Origin of the sequence: Pseudoalteromonas sp. P1-30 (assembly GCF_001400005.1) — a bacterium.
GTDB classification, from domain to species: Bacteria; Pseudomonadota; Gammaproteobacteria; order Enterobacterales; family Alteromonadaceae; genus Pseudoalteromonas; species Pseudoalteromonas atlantica.
The window spans coordinates 1-10925 of the sequence record NZ_LKBC01000025.1; the positions used below are offsets into that span (position 1 = coordinate 1).

Annotated in this window: 9 protein-coding genes and 1 pseudogene; 7 read left to right on the forward strand and 3 right to left on the reverse strand. The window is 37.6% G+C overall.

Going from position 1 to position 10925, the window contains the following annotated elements; all coding sequences use genetic code 11:
- The first annotated feature begins 554 nt into the window (after positions 1-554).
- The 7 genes and pseudogenes from AN395_RS19100 (at position 555) to AN395_RS19130 (ending at position 8171) form a co-directional block, all read left to right on the forward strand.
- Positions 555-3713, forward strand: a complete 3159-nt coding sequence (locus tag AN395_RS19100; RefSeq protein WP_054983962.1) for a pilus assembly protein — start codon at positions 555-557, stop codon at positions 3711-3713.
- Between the two features lie 499 nt (positions 3714-4212).
- Entirely contained in the window at positions 4213-4869 is a 657-nt protein-coding gene (locus AN395_RS19105) for a hypothetical protein (RefSeq protein ID WP_024033418.1), read from the forward strand.
- On the forward strand, positions 4866-5552 hold the full coding sequence (locus tag AN395_RS19110; protein ID WP_054983963.1) for a Crp/Fnr family transcriptional regulator: 687 nt from the start codon (positions 4866-4868) through the stop codon (positions 5550-5552). The genes AN395_RS19105 and AN395_RS19110 overlap by 4 nt, the downstream gene beginning before the upstream one ends.
- Positions 5553-5625: 73 nt before the next feature.
- Positions 5626-6129, forward strand: coding sequence for a DUF962 domain-containing protein (locus tag AN395_RS19115; protein ID WP_054983964.1), 504 nt, complete (start codon positions 5626-5628; stop codon positions 6127-6129).
- A gap of 115 nt (positions 6130-6244) precedes the next feature.
- Positions 6245-7036 carry an SDR family oxidoreductase gene (locus tag AN395_RS19120; protein ID WP_054983965.1) on the forward strand — a complete coding sequence of 264 codons (792 nt, stop codon included), beginning with the start codon at positions 6245-6247 and terminating at the stop codon, positions 7034-7036.
- A gap of 61 nt (positions 7037-7097) precedes the next feature.
- The gene (locus AN395_RS19125; RefSeq protein WP_054983966.1) at positions 7098-7688 is read left to right on the forward strand and encodes a DUF2238 domain-containing protein; all 591 of its coding nucleotides are present in this window, start codon (positions 7098-7100) and stop codon (positions 7686-7688) included.
- A gap of 31 nt (positions 7689-7719) precedes the next feature.
- Positions 7720-8171 (forward strand): annotated as a pseudogene (locus AN395_RS19130) (GNAT family N-acetyltransferase).
- Positions 8172-8564: 393 nt separating this feature from the next.
- On the opposite strand, the gene AN395_RS19135 reads toward AN395_RS19130, so the two are convergent.
- The 3 genes from AN395_RS19135 to AN395_RS19145 form a co-directional block, all read right to left on the reverse strand.
- Positions 8565-9122: a hypothetical protein gene (locus AN395_RS19135; protein ID WP_054983967.1), complete on the reverse strand. Its 558-nt coding sequence runs from the start codon at positions 9120-9122 to the stop codon at positions 8565-8567.
- A gap of 78 nt (positions 9123-9200) precedes the next feature.
- On the reverse strand, positions 9201-10058 hold the full coding sequence (locus AN395_RS19140; RefSeq protein ID WP_157683958.1) for a DUF4238 domain-containing protein: 858 nt from the start codon (positions 10056-10058) through the stop codon (positions 9201-9203).
- Positions 10059-10643: 585 nt separating this feature from the next.
- On the reverse strand, positions 10644-10841 hold the full coding sequence (locus AN395_RS19145; RefSeq protein WP_024033426.1) for a DUF6435 family protein: 198 nt from the start codon (positions 10839-10841) through the stop codon (positions 10644-10646).
- Between the last annotated feature and the right edge of the window lie 84 nt (positions 10842-10925).

The following is a 10925-nucleotide window of genomic DNA, read 5'->3' on the forward strand; positions in this document are numbered from 1 at the left end:
CGAAGAGTATCAAATCTCTAAAAACTCACTGGTATCTCATAATTTAACGCGTGCTAAAGAAGATTTATCGTTATAAATTTATTACTTAGCACTTAAAAAGCCCCTGCAAGTTTATAACTCGCGGGGGCTTTTTAGTTTTTATTTTTTAAATTAACCAATGTGAGTTGTTAATTTTTTTAAGCGGGTTTAACGTGTATCCTCACTTAAATACCTATTTTAATAGGGGGTTTTAAACTTAAAATATGGTAATTACATCATTGCGTGTAAGGTTAACCGAGTATCACAGGTTCAATTGTTTTTAAAAGCGGGATATTTTACTAATGACGATGCGTATATAAAATGCTCTAAGGGTATTAAATTTCTTTATATTTGCGCCTATTTTCATTAAAGTACTTAAAATATAGCAAATTCAGTTAATATTAATCTTTGTAAATAAGTTTATGTTTAATGGCATTTAGCTGTTTTGTGAATTTTTCTAATTAAAACTAAAAATAAATAAGTAACTGCACTTTTAATGGAACTGCGTGATTTTAGCGCAGATAAAAGGATTTAAAATGAAACTTACCTTCAATCGCATTGTTGCATCTTTTTTTGCAGTAACTGTTAGCCTCTCTGTAACCGCTGAAGATATAGAGCTATACGTAAACCATAACGTAGAAACCGATGAAAAGCCTCGAGTTTTAATTGTATTTGATACATCTGGGAGTATGGGAAGTAAGCTTCCTTACAACGGGCCAAGAAAAATTGATGCTGCTAAAGATGCAATGACCCAACTGGTTAATGATAATAGCGCTATTGATTTCGGATTAATGCGATTTAATTATTATTCTGGTGGTTATGTAATGGCCGGCCTAGGTTCATCACACGATACTATCACCAATAAAATATATGCTTTACCTGCTAGCGGGAGTACACCTGTTACTGAAACCCTTTGGGAAGCTTATCTTTATTTAACAGGACAAAAGGTCAAATTTGGTTATAACTCAACAGACTATAATTATGATTACAAGCGTGACTTAAGTGTTGAAACAGTCTCACAATACTCCCAAAAGAACTCTTATTACTACTCCCCATTCTCAAGTACTGATGAACGTTGTGATAATTCGATTAGCCTTATTTTAATGACTGATGGAGACCCTGTTAGTGATAGTGAGGTTAATGGGCTAGTAAAAGAAGCTTATAAAAAGAGATTTGGTACAAACCCCAGCAAAACAAGTAATAGTTATTTAGCAGCATTAGCGCAAATAATTCATGGTACACAAGACGTTGAAATAGATCTTTACGAAGACACACCGGAAGTAGCAGACACAGGCCGCGTATTTACTATTGGTTTTGGTAGTGGCATGAGTAGCAAAGGTAAAACGCTTCTTGAAAAAACTGCTGAACTAGGTGGTGGCGAGTACCTTCACGCAGATACCTCAGCAGAGCTCTCTGAAGCATTAAATAATACTATTTCTAGAATACGCGAAGTAAACGATAGCTTTTCATCGCCTACGGTTGCCAGTAATAACGTTGACCAAACCCGCAGCCGAGAAGCAATCTATTTTGCTATGTTCTATCCTGAGACCGGGGCTCGTTGGGGCGGCAATTTAAAAAAATTAGTTATGTCGGGCTCTAACATAGTTGACTCCACAGGCCGTGAGGCAATAGGTGATGACGGCTTAATTAAAGAAGACGCTCGCACGTTTTGGCTACCTTCAAATAAACCGGCCGATGGTAATTTAGTCGCGCAAGGCGGCGTAAACTACTTACTTTCAAGCTTAGACTCACAAAGCCGCAAACTGTATATAGATTCGGACGGTAGTATTGTTGATTTTACCTTTGATAGAGTTAAAGAAATTTTAAATATAGTGTCAGACGCCATAGGTGGCATCATACCGGGTACTGATATTGCTATCTCGCGCAATGATATTAATTGGGCAAGAGGCATGGATGTAGATAACGAAGATAGCGATAGCTCATCAGTAGATCAGCGTGCCAATATTTTTGGTGATCCTTTGCATTCTAAGCCGGTATCTATTGATTATGGTGATGGCAACATACGTATTTTAGTGGGCACTAATGCTGGCTTTTTACACATGTTTAACGATAAAGGTAACAGCATTGAAGAGGAGTGGGCGTTTATGCCTGCTGAGCTGTTAAAAAACATACCTGCGCTTCGTACAAATCAAGCCAATACTAAAGTGTATGGTATGGATGGGCCTATTAGTGTGTTTTTTAACAATAAAAGTTTAAACAGTGACGGCTTAAATGACGGAGTGATAGATGCCACTAAAGGTGATGAAGTATGGGCATTTGCTGGTATGCGCCGTGGGGGTAAAAACTATTATGCACTTGATATTAGCTCACCAGATAAACCAAAACAGCTTTGGAGTAAGCCTATTGTAGGCGGCTCAGATGGGTTTGAATACCTAGCTCAAACCTGGTCAAAACCACAAATAGCCTATATTAAAGCGTTTGGAGATGAGCCTTTACTGGTATTTGGTGGCGGATACGATACAAACAAAGACAATGCGATTCGTAGCGAGGATAAATCAGGCACGGGCATTTACATTGTTAAGGCTAAAACCGGTGAAAGAGTATGGGCGTTAACGCCCGAGGATAACAATTTCCAAGGTAAGCACAGTATAGCTGCTGATATAGCAACGCTTGACTCAGATTATGATGGTTACATTGACCGTTTATATGCCACCGATACGGGGGGTAATATTTGGCGTGTGGATATGCCTGGCTCTGACAAAAATAGTTTTTCTCATTACAAATTAGCAGAGCTTGGCAGTTCATTAGCAACGCAAGACCGACGCTTTTTTTACAAGCCACTAGTGGCACGTACTATGTTTAGTAAAGTGAGCAAAACGAGCTATGGCGGTGAAGAAATAACCACACGATTAGATACGCCTTACGATGCAATCGTGATAGGCAGTGGTAATCGCTCAAATCCGCTTGCAACCAATGAGCAAGATCACCTTTACATGATTCGAGATGAACAAACCGTAACTAAAACCTTCGATTCACAAAATACGCCAGAGCCCATAGTGCCAAGTGAATTAATGCTTATGAATGACGACCCATTTGGCAATGCACTAGATAATGTAGATGAGTTTGTAGAACTTGAAGCTGATTTAGCAGGCTTTAAAGGGTGGCGATATGAGCTAAGTAATGGTGAAAAATCATTGGCTGCAGCCACCGTAGTAGGAGGCGTAGCTTATTATACATCGTTTACACCTGCACTAGAGTCTGATAAAAATCAGTGTTCTTTAACTGGAGGCGGTGGTGCAATGTACGCTTTTCATTTGCACTATGGCACAAAAGTGTACGACCAACTTAAATTTACTACCAGCTACGATGTACCCGACACCGCTCAGTTGTATTTTGGTGAAGGCGACTCATGTATAGATGCTAATAATAATGGATTATGTGATGTGCCAACACCTGATGATGGTGCCCCAGATGACGGTACCCCAGGTGGTGGTTACGAGTACGAAGAAACAATACCTGTGAGCCAAGTAAGCCAGTTTTATTTAATCGGCCCGAGCCTTACTGGTGAAGGCGCAGTAAACCCAATCAAACCGCCTGAAATTAACGGACCAGGGCTAACTGTTGTTGATGGTAAAGTTAAACTTGTAAATGACAGTGATACATTAGGCTTTGGCTTTAAAACGCAGCAAACCTACATATATAAGCGTGAAGAAAACGATTCTTCATCTGATTAGGGTTAGCCTTAGCTCAAGAGTCGCAGCGTTTTATTATTTACCGCGCATGCCTTTAAAAGGCATGCGCTAACTTTTCTAGCTAATACTATAGAACCCAAAGCAAACCTTGCTACGTTAAAGTGTTCTGCTAAAGAAAGCTCAACAATGTAATTTTTGCCTAAAACTCAACACGCCTCCAACTTAAAATAGATTACCTAACCAAGCGAATTTGTATTAATAAAAACCAAAATTTATTCGCAATTATTGTGTTTAAGTATTATAAAAAGAGGGCTTATTGTCCCCATATTGAAAATAGACATACGGGTAATAATTGGTTTATGAATTGTTCGTAAATAAACCAATTAATGTGTAAATAAATATTAAATAAGTCACTAAATAGTAAAGCAATATTTGCATAACATGGTTAAAAAAAAGAATTATAAAACTTACCATTTTAAATGGTTGCTAGTGCTTAATTTTGCCGCTATTTTAAGGTTAAGTTGTATTAGATGGAATTAGTATGAGTTTCAAATTGATCTCTTTTTGCTATTGTATTCCCGTACTCTTTTTAAATGGTTGCGATGAGGAAGTGAGTTTATTTAGTAGCAGTAAAACGCCGTCAGTGGCTAAAAACGAAAACGCTAATTTACCGGCTACTGCTATTAAGCAAAAGCACCTTGTTGTAGAAGGCCTAATAGAGGGAATTGTACCAAGTCACTGTAAACGTGGTGAAACAGCGTATATAAATGCAAAAATGCAAAAGGTTATACGCAACCCAACTGCAAAAGTGACTTATACACTAAAGCCCACTGATAATATTTTGTCTGTGTGTGTGGCCAATGATAACTCAGCTATTACTTATCGTTATGGCACTGAGCAAAAAATTGGCCTTGAGTATACGGCCACTGCGGCGCAGCCATTTGGTAGCTACTATCGTCAAATAGGGAAAGTAGGCGAAAGTATTTTGTTTTTTAACAAAGGCAATTACTATTACTACATTATTAATGCTGGTGGTATGGGCAGTGGTGTTTCAGTGAACGTATATAAAAATAAAACGCTTATTGCGGAGTTTTTCTCTGGTAATGAGGCGTATAACGACTTTGTTATTGCCAGTAATTTAGACTTGCCGAAGTCGTTGGCAATAGAGCTTCAACCACATATAAACACAATGCAATGAATGGATTAAGTAAAGCACATTGTAACATTATTGAACAAGGGCAGTGGTTTTCTAAGCGTGATGCACACTTAAAACAGTTTTTACTAAGCCACGCAAAAACTTTAAGCCTTAGCGCGCACCAATCTCTTTTTTTACGAGGTGATAAACACGACGGTATTTATGCTGTATTAAGTGGTGTGGTGCGTATTAGTGGGGTAAGTAATAATGGTAAAGAAGCTGTTTTAAGCTTTGTTGACGCCTCGCTGTGGTTTGGCGAAGTCACTTTATTTGACCGCGGAATGCGCACGCACGATGTTTATGCGCAAACCGATGTAACACTGTGTTTTATTGGGCAACGTGCACTAGAGCAACTGTTAAAACAATACCCGCATTATTGGCAAGACTTTGGGTTACTCCTTGCCCAAAAATTGCGAGTTATGTTTACTAGCATGGAAGATCACGCACTATTAAGTGCCGAGCAGCGCGTTGCAAAACGCTTGCTTATATTGTGTGCGCATTTAGCGCATAGTAATGGCCATACGTTTACTTTGTCTCAGCAGCAATTGGCTGATATGACTTACCTTACACGCCAAACCGCCAATCAAATTCTACAAAAATTAGCAAAGCAGCAACTCATTGAGGTCGGCTATAACAAAGTGACCATTTTAAACCAATCTGCTTTAGAGCTACTTTGTAATCAGTAAATGTCGGCTCCCCGACAGAGTGATATTTTAAAAGCCTGATATAGTGTAAAAAAACACAATAAAAGGCACACACATGAAAACTCTACAGCAACAGCTTGGCACATACGGTTTGTACCATCGCTCTAAACGCAATGTTTTAACTCATTTTTTTGGCATTCCGCTTATTGTATTTGCGGTGCTGTGCTTGTTAGCGCGTATTCAAATACCCATTGGCAGCCTGCTTATTGATGGCGCGCAGCTTTTTGTTTTTGCAAGCGTGGTGTATTACTTAATGCTGAGCGTATCGCTAGGCTTAATAATGGGTGTACTGTTTACCTTATTGCTTTTAGCAGCCCAGCCAATCGCTGCTATGGCTTTTTGGCCTTGGTTAAGTATTGGTGTGGGCGTGTTTGTATTTGGCTGGGTACTGCAGTTTATTGGCCATTACTATGAGGGTAAAAAGCCTGCGTTTGTAGATGATTTAATTGGCTTAATTATTGGCCCATTGTATGTAACCGTTGAGCTTTTATTTTTAATGGGGTTTTATAAAACATTAGAAGGCGAAGTTAACGCCATAGCAGGCCCCGCCAAGGCATAATGCTAAGCGGCTTAAATATTTAGTTATTCGAGTGTGCTAAATAAAGCGTTATAAACGTTTATAACTTAACACGATTGCTATTAGCAGCGGATAAAATAATAAAGGCAAATAACCCATGCAATACAACAATAAAACCGTATGGATCACCGGCGCATCATCAGGTATTGGCAAGGAGCTCGCAATACAGTTTGCAGCACTGGGTGCCAAGGTTATTTTATCAGCCAGAAGCGTTGATAAACTTAACGAACTAAAACAAAGCTTACATGGCGATGGGCACATTATTGTGCCCCTTGATTTGTCAGCGCCTGAAGCTGTATTGGCTCAGGTTACTGATTTAATGAGTACATTACCTGCTATCGATATTTTAATTAATAACGGTGGGGTATCGCAGCGCAGCCTATTTTTAGAAAACGAATTTAATGTTTACCGCCAGTTGATGGAAGTTAACTACTTTGGTCTCATTGCACTTACCAAAGCGGTAGCGCCTAGTATGGTAGCAAGGCAAAGCGGTTCAATCGTCTCTATTAGTAGCGTTGCGGGTAAAGTAGGCTCTAAATTTAGAACGGGCTATTCAGGCTCTAAATATGCGGTAGTGGGCTTTATGGATTGCCTGCGTGCTGAGCTTTCAAAGCATAACATTCATTGCTTAACTATTTGCCCCGGCTCTATTAAAACCGCCATTGCACATAATTCGTTAAACGAGCAAGGCATAGCGCAAAACAAGCCAGAGCACTCAATAGAAAATGGCATGGATGTAAGCCTAGCTGCTAAAAAAATGATCCTCGCAATTTATAATAAAAAAGACGAAGTGATTGTTGGCAAAGGCTTAAGCGGCTGGGCACCGACCATTAAACGGTTTTTTCCTAGCTTATTTAATCGATTAACCGCTAAAACAAACTATCGGTAGCATCGGGCGATTTAGAGATATAAAATGCTGTAAATTCAATCAATTTAGACAAGGATTCTAAATGAAGTATTTATGGCTTGGCCTGTTTTTTATTGTATTAATTTGGTCCGGAATTAACCCAAAAGATCAGTTTACTTGGCTGCTTGAAGTTATCCCCGCAATCATTGGTTTAGTGCTTCTGGCAAGCAGCTATAAGCATTTTAAACTCACCCCCATTTTATATGGCTTTATATTAGCGCATTGTATTGTGCTAATGGTTGGCGGGCATTACACCTACGCCGAAGTCCCTTGGTTTGATAATTTATTTGGCAGTGAGCGTAACAACTACGATAAAGTAGGGCACTTTTTTCAAGGGTTTGTGCCTGCATTATTAGCGCGTGAAATATTACTACGTAAAAACGTAGTCAATGGTAAAGGCTGGCTAAATGTGTTTGTTGTATCGATATGTTTAGCGTTTAGTGCTTTTTACGAACTAATAGAGTGGTGGGTTGCAGTGTTAAGCGGTGAAAACGCAGAAGCATTTTTAGGTACGCAAGGGTACGTATGGGATACTCAATCTGATATGGGAATTGCATTACTTGGGGCTATTTGCTCGATATTGCTGCTTTCAAAAGTACACGATAAACAGTTAAAAAATGTTAAAGATTATTGATTCAAATTTTATGATTAAAAGACAATAAATTATGACTGTAAATACCCACAATTTCACGATAAGCACAGATAAAAGCAAGCTTAAGTTTAACGTTATTTATAACTTTATTGCTAATAGTTATTGGGCTAAAGGAATACCTAAAAGCGTGATGCAAAAGCGATTGATAACTCAATGTGTTTTGGTGTTTACAGCGCTGATAACGAGCAAGTTGGTTTTGCCCGCGTAGTAACCGACAACGCCACTTTTGCCTATTTGGCTGATGTATTTGTTACCCCAGATTTGCGAGGTAATGGTCTGAGCAAGTTACTTATTAAAACGATAGTAGAGCACCCTGAGCTGCAAGGGCTCAGGCGCTTTTTATTAGCCACTTCTGATGCCCATGGCCTTTATGCGCAATACGGGTTTAAACCGATAAATAATCCAGCATTGCTAATGCAAATAAATCCTGCAAATGTGTATGAGGGAAATACTAAAGAGGTATAGTAAATTGGGGAAGGGCAATGTCTATGTAAGCAACTTGTATGAATAATACAAAAAACTAATAAGCCATTGACATTAAAACTGATTTTAATTTATTAGGTTGAGATGTGATGCTTTTTAAAGGTGTATGATTTCCTAGTGCAGACATATTTGTATTCATCCATTTAAGAGCGTTGGATTTTGATTGATAATAAATAACAACTGCTAATTTCTGATTTGCACAGCACTGACTTAATAATTTATTCTCAAATTCACACTCATTAAATTTCGGCTCGCATAACCTCATTCATACACATAATGCCTCATTCAGAGGCAAATAATTGTTGGCTAAAATAGCGACGCAGAAGCAAAAGCCAACTGTAATTTGACCTGCTGAAATGACTTGTTATAAGCCATTTACACCGATGTACAAATCTGTTTTTTAATATCATTGATACCGTTACTTAATAATTTATTTAAAAACTCTTGATCAGGGTAAGTTACAGGGAAAGTTGAATATTTACCCTTAGTAGAGGATTGATAGTTCTTGGTTGAGCCAGCAAAGTCGAAAGAGGCGTTAATTACTAGAACAACTTCATTTTCCATTGTAGATGAGCTAGTTAAATAGTAATTAAACTTTATATCTGATTGTGCTTTTTCTTTACCTGTTTCAGGGTAAATATCAATCAATTGGTTCTTTAGGTCTGGAGCAGAGTCCTGAGTTAGAATGTAATTGAAATCTGCACGCTTCACATTACTCATTGAAATGAACGAGCCTCCAGAAGCTACATTAGCATTAACAATATCTTCAAATTTAAATACATTCTCACCTTTTTTTGGAGAGTTTATTTCAAGGCTTGATACTGGGATTTGGCATGATGCGCTATTGGTTTGAAGTGAACTGTATTCAATATCTTTAGTTATTTGGCAACCTGCCAATAATACAGAAAAGGGTAATATAAACTTAAAATTCAAAACCGTACTCCTTTTGGGATATAACGCCAGCTTTAAGGGGACTAAAATAGTGGGTTAAAATGTGTAGCGAAGCGAAACCTAACCCACTGTTTTAGTTGCGTTTAAAGCTCTTGTTATATGTGCATAAGGCTTAGCATCGATCTCTAGAGCTTCTTTAGAGTGACCAACTACACGTTCCACTGCAGTTTCAGCAATCATTTTATTAAATTGATTGAGCATTATTTTTTCAAATTTTGAAGCTATTATTATGTCTTTTGTTAGTGGAAACGCAAACATTTCAAAGGAGAATAATTTATCTAGATCATTATATAGAACGGGATTATCAGAAGTTAAAACTAATCCCGTTGCTTCATCTGCAACATAAAAATTAAAATCTATTAAATGCTCATCTAGCATTTTGAAAGTTAGCATTGGTAATAATGAATTCTGGATTAATTTTAAAGCAGATTCTTTATGCCTTCTTTTATAAAGGTACTTAATATAACCTCTTTCATAACCCAATACAGATTTCGTAGAATCACTTGAGGCATCGTATAATTTTATCAAGTCTTCAGATATTTCCCTTGCAAGATCTCCTCTATGGGGAACTCTCCAAAATTGCAGAGCAATAATAGTTTTTATGAGTTGGTTAAACTCAACATTCTCTTTGATTTTCACATATAAACTTGGATCATTTCTTAAATCATCCATTAGCTGAAGCGCATCCGATAACTCACTCTCTATTTCACCATAGAAATCTTCAATCATCTGAGAGCGTTCATTTTTCAATTTTATAGTGTAAAGGTGATGATTATACATAATTTGTGCGGGGTGTTTTTCAGAGATGCTTCCCCATGGTTTTCTCAAAACATGTACTTGCTCATTACTTTCTTGGGAAAAACCTTTTAGATAAAACTGTGGAACAAAATGATGATCTTTCTTTATTTGAATAGACAATTGAATACTCCATTGACACATAACAGCTTTATCAGAGGACACTTTCCTCTTTTTATGAGCAATGTATGTCCTCTTAATTATTTTTAATATTAATAACAAATCCTGTAACACATTGCGAGTATTAAACTTTAAGGCGGGGTGTTCTTTTTATGGCAGGTGGAAAGGAGGAAGTTGTCCTCATTTTCTGACTTAGGAGGTAAAACGCCTGCGCAGTAAGCAAATACAGCAGTTAAAGATTTAAAATGACATCCAAACCCCTTTTTTAAATCATTTAACCGCCAATAAAAACTGCATCGAAAATATAAGTAACCGCTTTAAGTACATTTGTTTATGCAAGCCTATTATAAAAGGTGGTTTTTGGTTGGTGGAGGCTATAAAACGAGGTGATGAATTATTAACTAAACGCGTCTTTCTACTTTTAAAACAGTACAGACACGATATTTATACCAATCGACTTAAATATTTAGCCTTTCTCGCGTGCTAAATAAAGCGTTAACTGCGTTATAAATTTCTCATGTAGAAAAACTACATGTCGAAATTTATGCCTTGTTATCACTCTATTTATCCGTCGCTATAAATGTCTAATTACTTAACACGATTGGTATTATCTGGCTTTTTTGCTTCAAGCGCTTCTATTTCACTCCAGATTTTTTCGGCTTCTGCGCTTAACATGGCGTAGCTTTTAATGTCGCCTTTACGCTGTGCTTGCATGCCTTGCTCAAGCTTTGCATCGTACTCTTTACGTAATTTTTTTGTCGGGTCTGATTTAAATAGTGAAAACATGTGGCTCCTTAGTTTTATAAAAGTATTAGGGCGTGTTGATCTTTGCGGATTGAAATTTGTTCAATCTAGGGGCGATTAAATCGC

Excerpts from the sequence above, each read along its gene's own strand:
- AN395_RS19120 (WP_054983965.1), top strand. The coding sequence starts at position 6,245 with ATGCAATACAACAATAAAACCGTATGGATCACCGGCGCATCATCAGGT.
- AN395_RS19105 (WP_024033418.1), top strand. The coding sequence starts at position 4,213 with ATGAGTTTCAAATTGATCTCTTTTTGCTATTGTATTCCCGTACTCTTT.
- AN395_RS19115 (WP_054983964.1), top strand. The coding sequence starts at position 5,626 with ATGAAAACTCTACAGCAACAGCTTGGCACATACGGTTTGTACCATCGC.
- AN395_RS19125 (WP_054983966.1), top strand. The coding sequence starts at position 7,098 with ATGAAGTATTTATGGCTTGGCCTGTTTTTTATTGTATTAATTTGGTCC.
- AN395_RS19100 (WP_054983962.1), top strand. The coding sequence starts at position 555 with ATGAAACTTACCTTCAATCGCATTGTTGCATCTTTTTTTGCAGTAACT.
- AN395_RS19110 (WP_054983963.1), top strand. The coding sequence starts at position 4,866 with ATGAATGGATTAAGTAAAGCACATTGTAACATTATTGAACAAGGGCAG.
- AN395_RS19145 (WP_024033426.1), bottom strand. The coding sequence starts at position 10,841 with ATGTTTTCACTATTTAAATCAGACCCGACAAAAAAATTACGTAAAGAG.